Source organism: Streptomyces bambusae, assembly GCF_019400985.1.
GTDB classification, from domain to species: domain Bacteria; phylum Actinomycetota; class Actinomycetes; order Streptomycetales; family Streptomycetaceae; genus Streptomyces; species Streptomyces bambusae_A.
In genome coordinates, this window is the sequence record NZ_WTFF01000140.1 from 1 (window position 1) to 19,258 (window position 19,258).

A 19,258-nucleotide genomic window follows, 5' to 3' on the forward strand; every position below is an offset into this window, starting at 1 on the left:
CGGCCGCGCCGGCGAACCGGCCCGCCGGCCCAGTCGGCCCCGCCGGCCCCGCCGGCCCCGCCCCCGGCGTCAGTCCAGCACCGCGATGCCGTCCAGTTCCACCAGGGCCTGGTCGTCCCAGAGGCGGACCGCGCCGATGACCGCCATCGCCGGGTAGTCCCGGCCCGCCAGTCGCCGCCAGATCCGGCCGAGTTCGGGGGCGTGGTCGCGGTACGCCGCCACGTCCACGGCGTAGACGGTGACCCGGCCCAGGTCCGCCGGGGTGCCGCCGGCCGCCGCGAGGGCGGCCAGCAGGTTGGCCAGGGCCCGCTCGAACTGCTCCGGCAGGGTGTCGCCGACCACCTTGCCGGAGCCGTCGAGCGCGGTCTGCCCGGCCAGCAGGACCAGCCGGGAGCCGGTGGCCGCGACCGCGTGGGAGAAGCCGGTGGGGGGCGAGAGCTCGGCCGGGTTGATCCGCTCCAGGCTCATCGAGCGGCCTCCTTGCGGTAGAGCTCCCTGGCGATGATCGTGCGCTGCACCTCGCTGGCGCCCTCGTAGACGCGCGGGGCGCGCACCTCCCGGTAGAGGTGCTCCAGCAGGTGGCCGCGCTGGAGCGCGCGGGCGCCGTGCAGCTGCACGGCGTGGTCCACCACGTACTGCGCCGTCTCGGTGGCGAGCAGCTTGGCCATGGCGGCGCGCCGCGGCACGTCGGGCGCGCCCTCGTCGTAGGCGCTGGCGGCCGCGTAGACCAGCAGCCGGGCGGCCTCCACCCGGGTGGCCATCTCGGCGACCCGGTGGGCGACGGACTGCAGGTCCGCCAGCACCCCGCCGAACGCGACCCGCCCGGCGGTGTGCGCGAGCGCCGCGTCCAGGGCGGCCTGGGCCATGCCGACGGCGAAGGCGCCGACGCTGGGCCGGAAGAGGTTGAGGGTGTCCATGGCGACCTTGAAGCCGCCGCCGGGCTCGCCCAGGAGGTCCTGCGGGCCCACCCGTACGCCGTCGAAGGCGAGCGCCCCGATGGCGTGGGGCGCGAGCATGTCCAGGGGGCGGCCGGTCAGGCCCGGCCGGTCGGCGGGCACCAGGAAGGCGGTGACGCCGCGGGCGCCGGGCGCCTCGCCGGTACGGGCGAAGACGGTGTAGAAGTCGGCCTCCGGCGCGTTGGAGATCCAGCACTTCTCGCCGGTCAGCCGCCAGCCGTCGCCGTCGGGGGCGGCCCGCAGGGCGAGCGCCGCCGCGTCCGAGCCCGCGTCCGGTTCGGTGAGCGCGAAGGCGGCCACGGCGCGTCCCGCCCGCACCCGCGCCAGCCATCGGTCACGCTGGACGGCGCTGCCCGAGCGGAGCACCGGGTAGCCGCCGAGGCCCTGGAGGGCGAGGGCCGTCTCGGCCTCGGTGCAGCCGTGGGCGAGGGATTCGCGCAGGAGGCACAGGTCGAGGGCGCTGGGGGTCCCCCCGGCGGTGGCCGGGGAAGAGGTGAACAGCCGGTCGATCAGTCCGAGTTCGCCCAGACGGGCGAGCAGCGGCCGGTTCACCCGGCCTGGTTCGCCCTGCTCGGCCAGGGGCCGCAGCCGCTGCGCCGCCAGGGTGCGCAGCTCCGCGCACCAGGCCGCCTGTCGGGGATCGAGCGCGAAACCGGGCATCCGGATGCCTCATTCCTGTTGTATCGCGTCCTGTTGACTGCCGTCACCATCACGATACGCTCCCAGGGGCACCCTCCCGGCGGCAGTCGGGAGAGCGACCGCACGGCCGGCTTCACCCGCCCCAGCCACCGCTGGGACGCACCTCCCCTCCCGGACCGTCGCAAGGGGGCGATCCCGCCTTGGAGCTCAAGCCTTCCGCCCACACCGACACCTTCGCGCGCGACCGGCTGCCTGCCCCGCAGGCCTGGCCGGACCTGCTGCTCGACCTGCCCGAGCTGGCGTACCCGGACCGGCTGAACTGCGGGGCGGAGCTGCTGGACACCACCACCGAGCGGTTCGGCGCGCACCGCCCGGCCGTCCGGGACGCCTCCGGCGGCATCTGGACCTACGGCGAGCTGCGGGAGCGGGTCGACGCGCTGGCGCACGTACTGACCGAGGACCTCGGCGTGCTGCCCGGCAACCGGGTGCTGCTGCGCGGCCCCACCGGACCGTGGCTGGCCGCGTGCTGGCTGGCGGTGATGAAGGCGGGGGCGGTGGCCGTCACCGTGCTGGCGCAGGCCCGCGCCCAGGAGCTGGCCACGATGTGCGCGATGGCGCAGGCCGGCCACGCGCTGTGCCACGTGGGCGTGCTCGACGACCTGGCCAAGGCCGAGGTGCCGGGGCTGCGGATCACGGCGTACGGCGGGGAGGCGCCCGACGACCTGCTCCAGCTGGCGCGCCGGCACACCGGCCGCGCGTACGAGGCGGTCGCGACCTCGGCCGACGACGTCGCGCTGATCGCCTTCACCTCGGGCACCACCGGCCGGCCCAAGGGCTGCATGCACTTCCACCGGGACGTGCTGGCCGTCGCCGACACCTTCTCCCGGCACGTGCTGCGGCCCGGCCCCGACGACGTCTTCGCCGGCAGTCCCCCGCTCGGCTTCACCTTCGGCCTCGGCGGCCTGCTGGTCTTCCCGCTGCGGGCCGGCGCCTCGACCCTGCTGCTGGAGCAGGCCGGGCCCAAGCAGCTGCTGCCCGCCGTGGCCCGGCACCGGGTGACGGTGCTGTTCACCGCCCCCACCGCCTACCGGGCCATGCTGGACGAGCTCGACGGGCACGACGTCTCCAGCCTGCGCCGCTGCGTCTCGGCCGGGGAGAACCTGCCGGCGGCCACCTGGCAGGCCTGGCACGAGCGGACCGGGCTGCGGATCATCAACGGCATCGGCGCCACCGAGCTGCTGCACATCTTCATCTCCGCCGCCGACGAGGACATCCGCCCCGGCACCACCGGCCGGGCGGTGCCCGGCTGGCAGGCCCGGGTGGTGGACCCGGCGGGCCTGCCGGTCCCGGACGGCGAGCCCGGGCTGCTCGCCGTCCGCGGCCCGGTCGGCTGCCGCTACCTGGCCGACCCCCGGCAGGGTGAGTACGTCCGGGACGGCTGGAACCTGACCGGCGACACGTACGTACGCGACCGGGACGGCTATTTCCGCTACGTCGCCCGCGCCGACGACATGATCATCTCGTCGGGCTACAACATCGCCGGCCCGGAGGTGGAGGAGGCTCTGCTGCGCCACCCGGACGTACGGGAGGCGGCCGTGGTGGGCCGGCCGGACGAGCGGCGCGGCCAGATCGTGGTGGCCTACGCCGTCGTCCGCGACGGCGCGCGGGTGACCGAGGACGCCCTGCGGGCCTTCATGCGGGCCGAGCTGGCCCCGCACAAGTGCCCCCGCGTGTTCGTCCTCGTCCCCGCCCTGCCCCGGACGGCGACCGGCAAACTGCAGCGGTTCCGGCTGCGCGAACTAGAGTGATCTGGTGGCCGAGCACACCCCGCGATCCTTGATCGTCACGTTCTACGGCGCCTACGGGCGGGCCTTCGACGGCCCGGTCCCGGTGTCGGCGCTGATCCGTCTGCTGGGCGCGGCCGGAGTGGACGCGCCCTCGGTCCGGTCGTCGGTGTCCCGGCTCAAACGGCGCGGCTTCCTGCTGCCCGCGAAGGACCGGGACGGCCAGGCCGCCTACGAGCTGTCGCCGGAGGCCCGGGAGCTGCTGGACGACGGCGACCGGCGGATCTACGCGGCGCCGGGCCGGCCCACGGACGCCTGGCTGGTGGCCGTCTTCTCGGTCCCCGAGCAGGAGCGCGACAAGCGCCACCTGCTGCGCTCCCGGCTGGCCCGGCTCGGCTACGGAACCGTCGCGCCCGGCGTGTGGATCGCGCCGGCCGCGCTGTACGACGAGACCCGCCACACCCTGGACCGGCTGCGGCTCACCCAGTACGTGGAGCTGTTCCGCGGCGACCACCTCGGCTTCGCGCCCACGGCCGAGGCCGTGGCCCGCTGGTGGGACCTGACCGCCCTGGCCAAGCAGCACGAGGAGTTCCTGGACCTGCACGAGCCGGTGCTGCGCGGCTGGCAGTCCGGCGCGGCGGCCGGCGGCGGCCCGGAGGCCGCCTACCGGGACTACCTGCTGGCCCTGGACTCCTGGCGGCACCTGCCGTACGCCGACCCGGGCCTGCCGCGGGAGCTGCTGCCCTCGGACTGGCCCGGCGACCGCTCGGCGACGGTCTTCACCGAACTGGACGCACGCCTGCGCGCCCTGGGGGCCGAGTTCGTCCGGGCGTAGCCGAGTCCGGCCCCGCCGCTCGCACGGCGGGGCCGGAACCCGACATCTTCATCAGCCTTCTAGCCGAAGTACCAGGCCTGGTCGGTGTTCCCGTTGCACGGCCACTGGACGGCGCCCACGCCCCAGTCCTTGCTCGCGCCCCAGATGCCGAGGCAGTAACCGGATTGCTTGTTCACCATGCGGTAGGCGCCGCCGCCGATGGGAGTGATGCTCCACTTCTGGTCGTCGTTCCCGTTGCACTGCCACTGGAGCGCGTCGGCGCCGGGCTCCATCGAGGCGCCCCTGATACCGAGGCACAGACCGTTGTCGTTGCTCACGGTGGTGTACGAACCGTCCGCGGCCCAGTAGTTCCACTTCTGGTCGGCGTTGCCGTTGCAGCCCCATTGCAAGGCGGTCAGGCCCCAGTCGCCGGTGCCACCGTTGATGCCCAGGCACAGGTCGGAGTTCCAGTTGAGGATCTGGTTGGTGGCCGAAGCCTGCGCCGGGGCCGCGCCGGCGACCGGAGCGCCGGCGAGGGCCACGCCGGTCAGGAGCGCGAGCCCGCCCGCCACAGCGGCGGCTTTCCCAAGGAGACGAGTCATGAACTTTCCTCTCGAACGCGATGCCATGCCGTGCCATGTCCAACGGGACCGAGCCTAGGAAGGGGGCGTTCGCCGTGCTGTGCGCTCGGCGCAGGCTTCCTTGACGCTCAGTGCACGGAACTCGGAGGGGCTCAGCCCGTACGCCTCGCGGAAGGAACGGCTGAAGACGGCCGGCCCGCTGAAACCCCAGCGGGCGGCGATCACACCCACCGGGCGCGCGCGCCGGCCGGAGCGGGCGAGGTCGGCGCGGGACTGCTCCAGCCGCCGCCGGCGGATCAGAGCGTGGACGCTCTCCTGCCGGCTCCGGAAGAGCTGGTGGAGACTGCGCACGGACATGTTGTGGCAGGCGGCGATGACGGAGGGGGTCAGGTCCGGGTCGCCGAGGTGCTGCTCGATGAAGGCGTGGATCTGCTGCACCTGTGCCCGCGCGCGGATCTCGGCGGGCAGCAGCTCCCCGGCATCGAGGTGCTGTGCCAGGCAGGCGGCGGTGAGATCGGCGGCGGCCGCTCCGAGACCGCGCAGCTCCGCGGGCGTGCACCGGTCGCAGTGGGCCACGAGACTGCCCATGAAGGAGGTCAGCAGCGCCGCCGTGCCGCCGTCGCCCGGAATGCGGCGGGCGAGGAGACGGTCGAGGTGGCGCGAGCGTAACGGCAGCGCATCCCGCGGGAATTGCAGGATCACCAGTTGGTGGTCGGCGCCGTCCCGGGCCGGGGCGTTGGCGTCGGAGGGCCGCGAGGTGTCCCAGAACACCAGGTCCCCGGCCTGCGCGCGGCATTCGTTGCCGTGCTGCGACATCTCCATCGAGCCCTTGCTCACCATGGCCAGCTGGTACTGCTCCGGGTCGCTGCGCCGGATCAGCGCAGGGGCGCGCCGCGAGCGCAGGGGCGCGTACGCGAGCCGGGACACGCGGAGTTCACCCAGGTGCAGCACCGCGGCCTCGGCCCGGAACTCGGCGGGCCGCTCACTGCTGATCGTGGTGGGCACCACCTCCCGCGAAACCATGTCGGAGAACCAGTCGAAGCGGTCGCCGGCCGGCAGTTGGTCCGACGAGACCGTTGTCCACATTTCGTACCCCCATTCGATTTTCTCGCTGCCAGGATGCAGCAGTGGGGGCGCTGCCGACACACGGTCATCGGCCGTCCTGCGCGTCGGACTGCAGGGCTGATGAAGAGGCCGCGGGTGCCGGTCAGCCCTTGCCGGTCGGGGGCTTGCGGCTGCCTGCGCGGTACGGGGCCGGCCATGGCGCGCCGGGGCCCTCGTAGCCCTGTTCGGCGGCGGCGTGCAGGGTCCAGTGGGGGTCGTAGAGGTGGGGGCGGGCCAGGGCGCACAGGTCGGCGCGGCCCGCCAGCAGCAGGGAGTTGACGTCGTCCCAGGAGGAGATCGCGCCGACGGCGACGACGGGGACGCCCAGCGCGTTGCGGATCCGGTCGGCGTACGGGGTCTGGTAGGAGCGGCCGTACTCGGGGGCCTCGTCGGCGACGACCTGGCCGGTGGAGACGTCGATGGCGTCGGCGCCGTGCTCGGCGAAGGCCGCGGCGATGGCGACGGCGTCCTCCTCGGAGGTGCCGCCGGGCGCCCAGTCGGTGGCGGAGATCCGGACCGTCATGGGGCGGTCCTGCGGCCAGACGGCCCGGACGGCGTCGAAGACCTCCAGCGGGAAGCGCAGCCGGCCCTCCAGGCTCCCGCCGTACGCGTCCTCGCGCCGGTTGGTCAGCGGGGAGAGGAAGCCGGACAGCAGGTAGCCGTGCGCGCAGTGCAGTTCCAGCAGGTCGAAGCCGCACGTGGCGGCGCGGGCGGCGGCGGCCGTGAAGTCGGCGCGGACCGCGGCGAGGCCGTCGTGGTCCAGGGCGCACGGGGTCTGGGAGCGGCCCGGGAGGTAGGGCAGGGCGGAGGCGGCGGCCAGCGGCCAGTTCCCGTCGGGCAGCGGCTCGTCCATGCCCTCCCACATGCGGCGGGTGGAGCCCTTGCGTCCGGAGTGGCCGAGCTGGACGCCGAGCGCCGTGCCGGGGGCCGCGCTGTGGACGAAGTCGGTGATACGCCGCCAGGCGGCGGCCTGTTCGTCGGTCCACAGGCCGGCGCAGCCGGGCGTGATGCGGCCCTCGGGGGAGACGCAGACCATCTCGGTCATCACCAGCCCGGCCCCGCCCAGCGCCCGTGCGCCGAGGTGGACCAGGTGGAAGTCGCCCGGTACGCCGTCCTCGGCGCTGTACATGTCCATCGGGGAGACCACGACCCGGTTGCGCAGGGTCAGGCCGCGCAGCCGGTAGGGGGTGAACATGGGCGGGGTGGCCTCGTCGGGGCAACCGAAGTCCCGCTCGACGGTGCGGGTGAAACGGGGGTCGCGCAGCCGCAGGTTGTCGTGGGTGACGCGGCGGCTGCGGGTGAGCAGGTTGAAGGCGAACTGCCGGGGTGGCTGGTCGGCGTACCCGGCGAGGTCCTCGAACCAGCGCATGCTGGCGGCGGCCGCGCGCTGGGTGGAGGCGACGGCCGGCCGGCGGACCTCCTCGTACGCGGCGAGGGCGGCCGGCACGTCCGGCTGCCCGGCGACCGCCTGCGCCAGGGCGAGGGCGTCCTCGACCGCCAGCTTGGTGCCGGAGCCGATGGAGAAGTGCGCGGTGTGGGCGGCGTCGCCGAGGAGCACGAGGTTGCCGTCCGACCAGCGCTCGTTGACGACCGTGCGGAACGCCGTCCAGGCGGAGCGGTTGCCGTACAGCGGGCGCCCTCGCAGCGCCTCGGCGAACCGTTTGGCGCACCGGGCCGCCGACTCCTCCTCGTCGCACAGGTCCAGGCCGGCCGCCCGCCACACCTCCTCGCGCATCTCGACGATGACGGTGGAGGCGCCCGGCCCGGCCGGCGGGCGGGCGTAGGGATAGCCGTGCAGCTGCATCACGCCGTGCTCGGTCTCGGCGATCTCGAAGCGGAAGGCGTCGAAGGCGAAGTCGGCGGAGAGCCAGATGTAGCGGCACCGGCCCGTCTCCACCCGGGGCCGGAAGACCTCGGCGGCGGCGGTGCGGACCGGGCTGTGCACCCCGTCGGCCGCCACGACCAGGTCGTACTCCCGCCGCAGCAGGTCGGTGTCCGGGGCCTGGGTACGGAAGCGCAGCCGTACGCCGAGCTCGGCGCAGCGGGCGTGCAGGACGGCCAGCAGCCGGCGCCGGCCGAGGGCGGCGAAGCCGTGCCCGCCGGAGGTCAGCACCCGCCCCCGGTGGACGATGTCGATGTCGTCCCAGCGGACGAACTCCTGCTGGAGGGCGGCGTACACCTCGGCGTCCGCCTGTTCGATGCCGCCCAGGGTCTCGTCGGAGAGCACCACGCCGAACCCGAAGGTGTCGTCGGGTGCGTTGCGCTCCCACACCTCGACCGCGTGTCCCTGCCGGGCCAGCAGAGCGGCGGCGTACAGTCCCCCCGGTCCCCCGCCCGCTACGGCGACCCGCACGGCGCTACCGTCCCGTCCACTGCGGCGGCCGCTTCGCGGTGAACGCGGCGTGGAACTCGGCGTAGTCCCGGCCGTGCATCAGCAGGGCCTGGGTGTTGGCGTCCAGTTCCACCGAGGCGGCCATCGGCATGTCCAGCTCCGCCGTGAGCAGGGCCTTGGTCTGGGCGTAGGCGAGGGCGGGGCCGGCCGCCAGGTGCTCGGCGAGTTCGCGGGCCCGGGCGTCGGCCTTGCCCTCCTCGGTGAGCTCGCTCAGCAGGCCGATCCGCTCGGCCTCGACGGCGCGCACCGGCTCTCCCAGCATGAGCAGCCGGGTGGCGTGGCCGAGGCCGACGACGCGCGGAAGCAGATAGGCGGCGCCCATGTCGCCGCCGGACAGTCCCACCCGGGTGAAGAGGAAGGCGAACCGTGCGGTCGGGTCGGCGATGCGGAAGTCCGCGGCCAGGGCGAGGACCGCGCCGGCGCCGGCGGCCACGCCGTGGACGGCGGCGATCACCGGGAAGGGGCATTCGCGGATGGCGCGTACCACCTGCCCGGTCATCCGGTTGAAGTCGAGGAGCTGGGCGGGGTCCATGGCGAGCGTGGCGCCGATGATCTCGTCCACGTCTCCGCCGGAGCAGAAGCCGCGCCCTTCACCGCCGAGGACCAGGGCGCGCACGGAGCGCTCCCGGGACAGTTCGGCGAGCAGATCGCGCAGGTCGGCGTAGGAGCCGAAGGTCAGCGCGTTCAGCTTCTCGGGGCGGTCGAGGGTGACGGTGGCCACGCCGTCCTGCCGGGTCACCCGGAGGTGACGCCACCGTTCGGTGCCTGCTGCGGAACCAAGGAAGGGGCTCACGGTGACGACCGTATCACCGACTCATGACTCTCGTCAGGAATGCGCGATACGCCGGACGGAGGTTCCGGGCGGCGTCGGACGGAGTTCCTGGGCGGCGCCAGGAGCTGCACCCGATGGTTTTCGGCCGGGGCGCCGTCAAGGGTGCGGCGGCCCATCCGTATGGTGGACGGCACAATCTCTCCCCGCCCTCGCGCCGGAACGGATGGATCCAGCCATGCCTGAAGCCGCTGTCGTCCAGCGGATCCGCCTTCCCCGCACCCCTGCCGCCGTCCCGACGGCCCGCGCCCTGGTCCGTACGGCGCTCGCCGGGGCCGGGACGCCGGCCGACGGCGACACCGCGGAGCTGCTGACGGCGGAGCTGGTCGCCAACGCCGTGGAGCACGCCCGCGGGCAGGGCCCGATCGAGCTGGTGGTGCGGCTGTCGTCCGGCGGCTGCCAGGTGGAGGTGCACGACGGCGATCCGCGGCCGCCGGGCGATCTGACCCGGCGGGCGGAGGACTCCCACCCCGACCCGTGGCAGGAGCACGGGCGGGGCCTGCTGCTGGTGCGCACCCTCAGCTCGGGCTGCGGCCACCGCGCCACCGCGCAGGGCAAGGCGGTGTGGTTCACCCTGTCGGCACAGGGGGCCTGGGCGCCGGCCGTATGACTATGCGCCTGGCTGTGCGTCTGCCATGCGCCTGGCTACGCGCCTGACTGTGCGCCGCCCCGGGCGCCCGGGGCGGCCATGGTGGCGACGAGCACGGCCTTGATGGTGTGCAGCCGGTTCTCGGCCTCGTCGAAGACCACCGAGTGCGCGGACTCGAACACCTCGTCCGTCACCTCCAGCGACTCCAGCCCGTGGCGCGCGTGGATCTCCCGGCCGACCGCGGTACCCAGGTCGTGGAAGGCCGGCAGGCAGTGCAGGAACTTCACGTCCGCGTTGCCGCTGGCGCGCAGCACGTCCATCGTGACCGCGTACGGCGCCAGCGCCTTGATCCGCTCGTCCCAGACCTCCTTGGGCTCGCCCATGGAGACCCAGACGTCGGTGGCGACGAAGTCCGCCTGCGCCACGCCCTCCGCCACCTGCTCGGTCAGGGTGATCCGGGCGCCGCTGGCCTGCGCCAGCTCGCGCGCCTTGGCCACGACCTGCTCGGCCGGCCAGTAGGCGCGCGGTGCGACGATCCGGACGTCCATGCCGAGCAGGGCGCCGGTGACCAGGTAGGAGTTGCCCATGTTGAAGCGGGCGTCGCCGAGGTAGGCGAAGGAGATCCGCTCCAGCGGCTTGGCGCAGTGCTCGGTCATGGTGAGCACGTCGGCGAGCATCTGGGTGGGGTGCCAGTCGTCGGTGAGGCCGTTGAAGACCGGCACCCCGGAGTACGCGGCGAGCTGCTCGACGGTGTCCTGGCTGTCGCCGCGGTACTCGATGCCGTCGAACATCCGGCCCAGCACGCGTGCGGTGTCCCGGACCGACTCCTTGTGGCCCATCTGGGAGCCGGAGGGGTCGAGGTAGGTGGTACGGGCGCCCTGGTCGGCGGCGGCGACCTCGAAGGCGCAGCGGGTGCGGGTCGAGGTCTTCTCGAAGATCAGGGCGATCGTGCGACCCTGGAGCAGAGGCCGCTCCGTCCCGGCCTTCCTGGCCGCCTTCAGCTCGGCAGCGAGCTCGACCAGGCCGCGGAACTCGGCGGCGGTGAAGTCGAGCTCCTTGAGGAAACTGCGGCCGACGAGATCGGTGGCCATGGGGACGCTCCAGGGTCCGGGAACAGGGATGCTGGAAGTCTATACGAAAGAACGCATCTCTATACGGTCAGGTGTGCGGTTGGGGTGTCGGTGAGAGCGCGTGCGGCCGCCTTCACCGCACGGCTCGGCTGCACGGCTTCACTGCACCGCGTCCCGCTTCGCTGCACGGCTCCGCTGCACGGCCTCACTGCACCGCGTCCCGCTCCACCGGACAGCTCATGCAGCGCGGCCCGCCCCGGCCCCGGCCCAGCTCGCTGCCCGGGATCTCGATCACCTCGATACCCTCCTTGCGCAGGTGGGTGTTGGTGGTGACGTTGCGCTCGTAGGCGACGACCACCCCCGGCTCCACCGCCAGCACGTTGCAGCCGTCGTCCCACTGCTCCCGCTCCGCCGAGTGCACGTCCTGCCGGGCGGTCAGCACCCGGATCTCGTCCAGGCCCAGCGCGGCCGCGATGGCCCGGTGCATGTGCTCCGGCGGGTGGTCGGTGACCCTCAGGTCGTGCGCGCCTTCGCCCGGCTCGATGGTGTAGGAGCGGAGCATGCCCAGGCCCGCGTACTGCGTGAACGTATCTCCGTCCACCATCGTCATCACCGTGTCCAGATGCATGAACGCGCGCCGCTTGGGCATGTCCAGGGCCACGATGCTGCGGGCCGAACCGGCGGCGAACAGGCCGCGCGCCAGCATCTCCACCGCCTGCGGCGTCGTCCGCTCGCTCATCCCGATCAGCACCGCGCCATTGCCGATCACCAGCACGTCCCCGCCCTCGATGGTCGAGGGGTAGTCGGCCTGCCCCTGCGACCAGTAGTGGAAGGCGCCGGAGGCGGTGAACAGCGGGTGGTGCTTGTAGATCGCCTCGAAGTGCACGGTCTCGCGCTGCCGGGCCGGCCAGCGCATCGCGTTGATGGACACCCCGTCGTAGATCCAGGCGGAGGTGTCGCGGGTGAACAGGTGGTTGGGCAGCGGTCCGAGCAGGAAGTCGTCCAACTCCAGCGCGTGGAAGCGGACCGAGACCGGCTCGGTGTGCCGGTTCAGGAACTCCCGTTTGGTCATCCCGCCCACCAGCGCCTGCGCCAGCTCCGCCGAGGGCAGTCCGTCGAAGACCGCCCGCAGGTGGTCGGTGGCCAGCGGCCCGTACTCCTTCTCGTCGAAGACCCGGTCCAGGACGAGGTGTCTGGCCTCCGGGATGTCGAGCGCCTCGCGCAGCAGGTCACCGAAGAGATGCACCTCCACCCCGCGGTCGCGCAGGACGTCGGCGAAGCCGTCGTGCTCCTGGCGGGCCCGGCGCACCCACAGCACGTCGTCGAAGAGCAGCGCGTCCTTGTTGCTGGGAGTGAGCCGCTTCAGCTCCAGGTCGGGTCGGTGGAGAATGACGCGGCGAAGCCGCCCGGTCTCGGAATCGACATGGAATCCCATGCCGTACACGTTCGCAGACCGGGCGGCCGTTTGACCTGCCCTCGGGTTCGGCCGACCGGATCAGTGCAGGCCGAGCAGCGCCGAAGGAGCCCCGGTGAGCTCGGGGGTGACGATGCCGAGCTTGGGGTCCACCACGTCCGGCAGCCCGAAGTTGGCCGCATTCGGCATGGTGAGCGGGAGTCCGAGGACGGCCGCCGGGCCCTTGGCCCGCACATCGGTGGCCGGAGAGCCGAGCGACCCCTCGCCGTCCGTCTCGGGCCGGCCCAGCAGGTTCGGGACCGGGGAGGTGATGAGGGTGTCGCCGAGCTCGGCGCCGATCGGGACGGACGGCAGCAGCGGGGTGGGCAGCATGCTCCCCGAGTGGAAGGTGGGCGATTCGGGGGCGCCCACGATCGGCACCGGGACCGAAGTGCCCACGCGCGGGACGTCGATGCCCAGCGAGCTCTCGACGCCGTCGAGCGGCACCCCCACCGGGACCGAGTCGGCCACGGCCGGCGCCGCCGCCCCCGCCGCGGCCATACAGGTCATGAGCGCCGCAATGCTTCCGCGCGCGGTCATCTTCATATCTGACGTTCCGTCCTTCCGTGGATTCGCGTACGTGGGGTCGCGTCCCACGTGGGTTCGCGTACGTGGGTTCGCGTACGTGGGTTGCGTACAGCCCGCTGCCCTGGAAGAACGATCCCGCCCGCCGCTGGTCACCGCGGGGTCCGGCGCCGCGGCCCGGCCGGCCGGGCCGGACCGGTCCCGCGCGACCGGTCCGGCCGCCGTCACGACCGGTCCGGCCGCCTACGCGCCCTGCGGCCCGCCGGTCTCACAGCCTCGGGTCGACCGGCTCCGACTCCAGTGCGAGCACCGCGAACACCGCCTCGTGGACCCGCCACAGCGGCTCCCCCGCGGCCAGCCGGTCCAGTGCCTCCAGCCCGAGCGCGTACTCGCGCAGGGCCAGCGAGCGCTTGTGCCCGAGGTGGCGCACGCGCAGCCGCTCCAGGTTCTCCGGCCGGGTGTACTCCGGGCCGTAGATGATCCGCAGGTACTCGCGTCCACGCACCTTGACGCCCGGCTGGAGCAGCCGGCCGCCGCGGTCGGTCCCGTACGCGTGCAGCGGCTTGACGACCATGCCCTCGCCGCCTGCCGCCGTCAGCTCCAGCCACCAGTCGGTACCCGCGCGTACGGAGTCCGCGTCCGCGGTGTCCACCACGATGCGCCCGGTGCGGCGCAGCAGCCCGGTGCCCGCCCGCTCGTCGGCCTCGACGAGCCGGTCCAGCCAGGCCAGCTGGGTGTCGTGCGGGACGGCGGCGAGGCTGCGGCCCTCCACGGCGAGCAGCTGGAACGGTGCGAAGCGGACGCCGTCCAGCCCGTCGGTGCTCCAGCAGTAGCGCCGGTAGGCATCGGTGAACGCGGCCGCGTCGGCGGCGCGTTCCCGCTGGCGCTCCAGCAGCCCGCCGGTGTCGATCCCGCGGTCCTCGGCCGCCCGGAGGGCGTCGAGGGCGCCGGGGAAGACCGAGCGGGAGGCGGCGCCCACGGCGGCGTACTGCTGGCGCAGCAGTCCGGTGGCCTTCAGCGACCACGGCAGCAGCTCGCCGTCCAGGAGCAGCCAGTCGGTGGCGAACTCCTCCCACAGCCCGGCGTCGGTGACGGCCGTGCGCAGCCGGCGCAGGACCTCCTCGGTGACGGCGGGGTCGTCGAAGAAGGGCCGGCCGGTACGGGTGTAGACGGACCCGGTAGGACCGTCGACCCCGAAGCGCTCGCGGGCGGCGTCGGCGTCCTTGCAGAGCAGGACGACGGCGCGGGAACCCATGTGCTTCTCCTCGCACACGACCCGCTCGACCCCGTCGGCCCGGTACTGGGCGAAGGCCTCGGCCGGGTGCTCCAGGTAGGGCAGATCAGCGGCTCCGCCGCGGGTTCCCTCCTTCGAGGTGGCGGTCGGCGCCATGGTCGGCGGCAGGTACGGCATCAGGCGCGGGTCCACCGCGAAGCGGCTCATGACCTCCAGGGCCGCCGCCGCGTTCTCCTCGCGCACGCTGACCGCGCCCAGGTGCCGGGTCTCCACGACCCGGCGCCCGTGCACGTCGGCGAGGTCCAGCGGACGCCCTTCGTGCCCACCGGGCGCCTGGCCGGCGAGCGGCTTGACCGGCTCGTACCAGACCTGCTCGGCCGGTACGTCGACCAGCTCGCGCTCGGGCCAGCGCAGGGCCGTCATCTTCCCGCCGAAGACCGCCCCGGTGTCGAGGCAGATGGTGTTGTTGATCCAGCTGGTGTCCGGCACGGGCGTGTGCCCGTAGACCACGACCGCCTTGCCCCGGTAGTCCTCGGCCCACGGGTAGCGCACGGGCAGGCCGAACTCGTCGGTCTCGCCGGTCGTGTCGCCGTACAGGGCGTGCGAGCGGACCCGGCCGGAGGTACGGCCGTGGTACCTCTCGGGCAGCCCGGCGTGACACACCACCAGCTTGCCGCCGTCGAGGACGTAGTGGCTGACCAGGCCGTCGATGAAGGCGCGGACCTCGGCGACGAACTCCTCGTCCTCCCGGCCCAGCTGCTCGACGGTCTCGGCGAGGCCGTGGGTGTGCTGGACGTTCCTGCCGTTCAGGTACCGGCCCAGCTTGTTCTCGTGGTTGCCCGGGACGCACAGGGCGTTGCCGGTCTTGACCATGCCCATGACGCGGCGCAGTACGCCGGGGCTGTCCGGGCCCCGGTCGACCAGGTCGCCGACGAACACGGCGGTGCGGCCCTCGGGGTGGACCCCGTCCCGGTAGCCGAGCTTGGCCAGCAGGGCCTCCAGTTCCGAGGAGCAGCCGTGGACGTCGCCGACGATGTCGAACGGGCCGGTGAGGTGGCGCAGGTCGTTGAACCGCTTCTCCAGCACGACCTCGGCGGTCTCGGCCTCCTCCACGCCGCGCAGGACGTGCACCTTGCGGAAGCCCTCGCGCTCCAGGCCGCGCAGGGAGCGGCGCAGCTCGCGGCGGTGGCGCTGGATGACGTGCCGGGGCATGTCCTGCCGGTCGGGGCGCTGCGCGTTGCGCGCGGCGCACACCTCTTCCGGCATGTCGAGGACGATCGCGATGGGCAGCACGTCGTGCTCCCGGGCCAGCCGGATCAGCTGGCGGCGGGCCTCGGACTGCACGTTGGTGGCGTCCACCACGGTCAGCCGGCCCGCGGCCAGCCGCTTGCCCGCGATGTAGTGCAGGACGTCGAAGGCGTCCTTGCTGGCGCTCTGGTCGTTCTCGTCGTCGGCGACCAGGCCGCGGCAGTAGTCGGAGGAGATCACCTCGGTGGGCTTGAAGTGCTTGCGCGCGAAGGTGGACTTGCCCGAGCCGGTCGCGCCGACGAGGACCACGAGGGACAGGTCGGTGACGGGCAGCACCCGCTGCTTCCGGTCGTCGTTCTTCCGGTCGTCGTTCATGCGGCGTCGCCCTCCTTCGGGCTGTCGGTGGCGGTGGTGCCATTGGTGGCGGCAGTGGCGGTCTCGGCGGCGGCGGTGGCGGCGGTCTCGGTGGTGGCCAGCTGGAACACGGCCAGCTGGGTGGGCGGGCCGACCTCGGGGTCGTCGTCGCCGACGGGCTCGACGCGGACGTCGTAGCCGTACCGCCCGGCGACCTCGGTGGCCCAGGTGCGGAACTCCTCGCGGGTCCACTCGAAGCGGTGGTCGCCGTGCCGGACGTGTCCGGCGGGCAGGGTCTCCCAGCGCACGTTGTACTCGACGTTGGGGGTGGTCACCAGGACCGTGCGGGGCCGGGCCGCGCCGAAGACGGCGTACTCCAGCGCGGGCAGCCGGGGCAGGTCGAGGTGCTCGATCACCTCGCTGAGCACGGCCGCGTCGTAGCCGGCCAGCCGCTTGTCGGTGTACGTCAGCGAGCCCTGCACCAGGCGCACGCGTGAGCTCTGGCGCTCCCCCATGCGCTCCAGGCGCATCCGCCGGGCGGCCACGGTCAGGGCGCGTACGGACACGTCCACGCCGACGATCTCGGTGAAGGACACGTCCTTGAGCAGCGCCTGGACCAGCTGGCCCTGGCCGCAGCCGAGGTCGAGGACCCGCTGGGCGCCGGCGGCGCGCAGCGCGCCGAGGATCGCCTCGCGGCGGAGCACGGCGAGCGGGACGGGGCGGGGGGCGGGGTCGGCTCCGGCTCCGGCTTCGGTGGACGGGGTGGGCTCCTCGCCGGCCACGGCGTCGTCGAGCTCCTCGTCGAGCTCCTTGTCGAGCTCCTCCAGGTCCCTGCCGTCGGCCTCGGCGAGCCGGACCAGTTCCAGCCGGCCGAAGGCGTCCTCGGTCAGGCTGCGGCGGCGCGCCAGGTAGCGCTCGGTGATCGTGCGGTGCTCGGGGTGCGCGGCCAGCCAGCCGTCCCCGGCCCGCAGCAGCTTGTCGACCTCGTCGGGTGCGACCCAGTAGTGCTTGGCGTCGTCGAGCACGGGCAGCAGCACGTAGAGCTGGCGCAGCGCGTCGGCCAGCAGCAGCTCGCCCTCCAGGACCAGGTGCACGTACCGGGAGTCGCCCCACTCGGGGAACTGCTCGTCCAGCGGTACCGGCACGGCCTCGACGGAGGCCCAGCCGAGCGGCCCGAACAGCCGGTGGACCAGCTCGGCCCCGCCGCGCGCCGGCAGCGCCGGGATCTCGATGCGCAGCGGCAGCGGCCGCTCCGCCAGCTCGGGGCGGGCGGCGCACCGGCCCTGGAGGGCGCTGCGGAAGACACTGCTGAGTGCGACGGCGAGCAGGGAGGAGGCGGCGTACGGCCGGTCGTTGACGTACTGCGCCAGCGCCCCGTCCGGCGCCCCGCCCCGGCCCTTGCCCTGACCTCGCCGGACCAGCCCGACGGGGTCCACCTCCAGCAGCAGCGCGGCGGTGCAGCGCTGCTCGGTGGCCTCGGGGTAGAGCACGTGGGCCGTGCCGTGGGACGTGCTGAACGACTGCGCCTTGCCGGGATGCTTGTGCAGCAGGAAGCCCAGGTCGGTCGCGGGTCGGTCAGGGGTGCCGGTGGTGGAAATCGTCAGGAACACATGGCCGAGTATGTGCGCCCCGGGCCCGCCGGCCACCATGATTTTCCGCGCCGCCCGGCTGCGGCTGCCGGCCGTGGGGGGGGGCGGCCGGGCACTGCGGCGGTGAGCTGTACGGCCGCGGCCGCACGGCGGTCGTCAGGTGCGATGTGGTCGCGGTCGTAGGTGCGTACTGGTCGGTCGTCAGGTGCGGGGCATGGCCGACCGGCGTGGCTGGAGACCGATGCCCGGATTGCAGTCCGCGAAGGCGACGCGGCGGCCGCGCGGGCCGGACTCGACCAGGACCAGGCCGGTGGGCGGCAGCGCTTGGAGCTGGGTGGGCTCGACGGCGAACTCGTACGCACGGGTCTGGGTCTCGGCATCGCTGGTGGAGCGGGCGGTGGAGGTGTGCGCCGATTCCTGCCAGCTGCGCGACAGCGAGGTGGACACGCTGTGCGTGGCCCGCGCCGGCCCCGGTCCCGGCCGGTGGCCGCCGGTGGCGGTTCCCGCGCTCTCGGAGACGTCCTCCCGGTCGGTGTAGCTGCTGGCGCGGCCCTCGGTGAAGGTCTCGCCGAGCTGCCGGGTCAGCCGGCTGACGAGGAACCTGTGCTCCCGGCCGATGAACTGCGCGGCCGCCCTCGCCTCCTCGCCGTTGCCCAGCCGCATGAACACGGTCGCGCTGTCGGAGCCGCCGGCCACCTCCAGGGCGGCCTCCCTCAGGTGCTCCATCAGCAGGACCAGCCGGACGCCTGCCGCCCGGGCGTGGCGGGCCATCAACTCCAGGGCCGCCCGGCCGAGGTGGTCGGCCCCGGCCACGACGAGGGTGGCGCCGCCCTGCGGGACGGCGCGCCTGCGCAGGACGTGGATCAGCCGGAAGAAGACGAACCGGTCGGCCAGGTCCTTGCGGCGGTGGACGAGGTCCTCGGTGCCAAGTACGGTCAGCCGGCCGGGCTGCCACCAGTCCGCCGCCCACGCGTCGGGTAGGTCGGCCGGCTCGGCCCGGGCGAGGAGTTCGATCTGGGCCCGGACGTAGCGGAGCTCGTCCTGGACCCGCTCGCTCCGGCCGACCCGGTCCGCCGCCGGGGCGACTGCCTCGGCCTCGGCGGGGGCGAGCGGGGCGGCGTCGAGACCGAGCAGTACGCGCAGGCCGGCGGCGAGGCGGGCGAACGTGAGCGGGCCGGGGAGCAGGCCGGCGACGGTCTGGACGAGATCGACGTCGATGGTGTGCAGGTCGACGTCGGCGCCCGGCGGGCGCAGCGTGCCCAGTGCCTCGGCGAGCGCCTCGGCCAGTTCCTCGGGGGTGAACTCCTCGCGCAGGTCGAGGCCGAGGAGGGCGCCCGGCAGGGACACGTGCCCCACCGGGATGCCGCACTGGCCGGCGAGGCCGGCCAGTTCCAGGGCGACGGCCTGCTGCGTCAGGTCGAGCACGACGACGCTCCGGCCGGAGCCGAGGAGCGAGCCGCCGAGGGTCGCGAGCAGGCTGGCCCAGCCGTTGCCGGTGCCGCCGAAGACGTCGATCCGGCTGGGGCCGGAGTCCAGGGCGAGCGGGTACCAGGTGTCCACGTGCTCGTTGCGGAGCAGGTGGGCCTGGCGGTGGGCGGCGAGTTCGGCCGTCCAGGCCTCGACCCGCCGCTCGTGCTTCTGCCCGGCCCGCCGCCGGGCGGCCGCGAGGCGGCGTCTGGCGCCGCGCAGCCGGGCCCTGGGCGAGGAGACGTAGAGGAGGACGAGGAAGCACGCCATGCCGATCAGCGCGGCACGGAGGCTGTAACGGCTGACCCCGTAGGCGATGACCCCGATCAGGAGGGTCAGACACCCGAACCCGGAGGTGTTGCGCCCCTCCTTGACCGCCTCCTCCAGCCGCCGCACGGCGGCATCGGAGGGCTCGACGGGGACGGGCGGCCGGTGGGCATCGGGATGAGCAGGCGGCTCAGGCGGCGCCACAAACTCCCACCCCCACCGCTCAGGCCCCACCACCACCCAGCCGGCCACCGGGGGGCCGGCGAGGGGGACGGGTGCGGGGGCGGGGCCTGGCGCGGGGGCGGGGGCGGGGGCGGGGGCCGGCGCGGGCGGGGGCGTGTCCCGTTTGCCACCCGTGACTCG

Annotated in this window: 15 protein-coding genes; 3 read left to right on the forward strand and 12 right to left on the reverse strand. The window is 74.0% G+C overall.

Annotated features, from left to right (window positions below; translation table 11 throughout):
- Window positions 1–69: 69 nt before the first annotated feature.
- Together GPJ59_RS19905 and GPJ59_RS19910 are read right to left on the reverse strand one after the other, a co-directional pair.
- Entirely contained in the window at window positions 70–468 is a 399-nt protein-coding gene (locus tag GPJ59_RS19905) for a RidA family protein (protein ID WP_219668568.1), read from the reverse strand.
- The gene (locus tag GPJ59_RS19910; protein ID WP_219668569.1) at window positions 465–1,616 is read right to left on the reverse strand and encodes an acyl-CoA dehydrogenase family protein; all 1,152 of its coding nucleotides are present in this window, start codon (window positions 1,614–1,616) and stop codon (window positions 465–467) included. Before GPJ59_RS19910 ends, GPJ59_RS19905 begins: the two co-directional genes overlap by 4 nt.
- Before the next feature lie 179 nt (window positions 1,617–1,795).
- Here GPJ59_RS19910 and GPJ59_RS19915 point away from each other — a divergent pair, with 179 nt between their 5' ends.
- Window positions 1,796–3,403: an AMP-binding protein gene (locus tag GPJ59_RS19915; protein WP_219668570.1), complete on the forward strand. Its 1,608-nt coding sequence runs from the start codon at window positions 1,796–1,798 to the stop codon at window positions 3,401–3,403.
- Between the two features lies 1 nt (window position 3,404).
- On the forward strand, window positions 3,405–4,214 hold the full coding sequence (locus tag GPJ59_RS19920; protein WP_219668582.1) for a PaaX family transcriptional regulator: 810 nt from the start codon (window positions 3,405–3,407) through the stop codon (window positions 4,212–4,214).
- A 59-nt stretch (window positions 4,215–4,273) separates the two neighbouring features.
- Here GPJ59_RS19920 and GPJ59_RS19925 read toward each other — a convergent pair whose 3' ends face one another.
- The 4 genes from GPJ59_RS19925 to GPJ59_RS19940 all read right to left on the reverse strand — a co-directional run bounded on the left by GPJ59_RS19925 (window position 4,274) and on the right by GPJ59_RS19940 (window position 9,063).
- Window positions 4,274–4,795: an RICIN domain-containing protein gene (locus GPJ59_RS19925; protein WP_219668571.1), complete on the reverse strand. Its 522-nt coding sequence runs from the start codon at window positions 4,793–4,795 to the stop codon at window positions 4,274–4,276.
- Between the two features lie 54 nt (window positions 4,796–4,849).
- Window positions 4,850–5,860: an AraC-like ligand-binding domain-containing protein gene (locus tag GPJ59_RS19930; RefSeq protein ID WP_219668572.1), complete on the reverse strand. Its 1,011-nt coding sequence runs from the start codon at window positions 5,858–5,860 to the stop codon at window positions 4,850–4,852.
- Between the two features lie 121 nt (window positions 5,861–5,981).
- The gene (locus GPJ59_RS19935; protein WP_219668573.1) at window positions 5,982–8,231 is read right to left on the reverse strand and encodes a bifunctional salicylyl-CoA 5-hydroxylase/oxidoreductase; all 2,250 of its coding nucleotides are present in this window, start codon (window positions 8,229–8,231) and stop codon (window positions 5,982–5,984) included.
- A 4-nt stretch (window positions 8,232–8,235) separates the two neighbouring features.
- On the reverse strand, window positions 8,236–9,063 hold the full coding sequence (locus GPJ59_RS19940) for an enoyl-CoA hydratase family protein (protein WP_219668574.1): 828 nt from the start codon (window positions 9,061–9,063) through the stop codon (window positions 8,236–8,238).
- A gap of 214 nt (window positions 9,064–9,277) precedes the next feature.
- On the opposite strand from GPJ59_RS19940, the gene GPJ59_RS19945 reads away from it, so the two are divergent.
- Complete coding sequence (locus tag GPJ59_RS19945; RefSeq protein WP_219668575.1) at window positions 9,278–9,709, forward strand: ATP-binding protein; 432 nt, start codon at window positions 9,278–9,280, stop codon at window positions 9,707–9,709.
- 35 nt (window positions 9,710–9,744) lie between these two features.
- Here GPJ59_RS19945 and argF read toward each other — a convergent pair whose 3' ends face one another.
- From argF to GPJ59_RS19975, 6 genes are all read right to left on the reverse strand, one after another.
- Window positions 9,745–10,779 (reverse strand): ornithine carbamoyltransferase, encoded by a 1,035-nt coding sequence (gene argF, locus GPJ59_RS19950; protein ID WP_219668576.1) that lies wholly within the window; start codon window positions 10,777–10,779, stop codon window positions 9,745–9,747.
- 184 nt (window positions 10,780–10,963) lie between these two features.
- Window positions 10,964–12,193, reverse strand: coding sequence for an arginine deiminase (locus GPJ59_RS19955; RefSeq protein WP_219668577.1), 1,230 nt, complete (start codon window positions 12,191–12,193; stop codon window positions 10,964–10,966).
- Window positions 12,194–12,253: 60 nt separating this feature from the next.
- Window positions 12,254–12,757: a hypothetical protein gene (locus tag GPJ59_RS19960; RefSeq protein ID WP_219668578.1), complete on the reverse strand. Its 504-nt coding sequence runs from the start codon at window positions 12,755–12,757 to the stop codon at window positions 12,254–12,256.
- A gap of 247 nt (window positions 12,758–13,004) precedes the next feature.
- The gene (locus GPJ59_RS19965; RefSeq protein ID WP_219668579.1) at window positions 13,005–15,593 is read right to left on the reverse strand and encodes a polynucleotide kinase-phosphatase; all 2,589 of its coding nucleotides are present in this window, start codon (window positions 15,591–15,593) and stop codon (window positions 13,005–13,007) included.
- Window positions 15,590–17,182, reverse strand: coding sequence for a 3' terminal RNA ribose 2'-O-methyltransferase Hen1 (locus GPJ59_RS19970; RefSeq protein WP_219668580.1), 1,593 nt, complete (start codon window positions 17,180–17,182; stop codon window positions 15,590–15,592). The genes GPJ59_RS19965 and GPJ59_RS19970 overlap by 4 nt, the downstream gene beginning before the upstream one ends.
- Before the next feature lie 180 nt (window positions 17,183–17,362).
- The gene (locus tag GPJ59_RS19975; protein ID WP_219668581.1) at window positions 17,363–19,024 is read right to left on the reverse strand and encodes a hypothetical protein; all 1,662 of its coding nucleotides are present in this window, start codon (window positions 19,022–19,024) and stop codon (window positions 17,363–17,365) included.
- Between the last annotated feature and the right edge of the window lie 234 nt (window positions 19,025–19,258).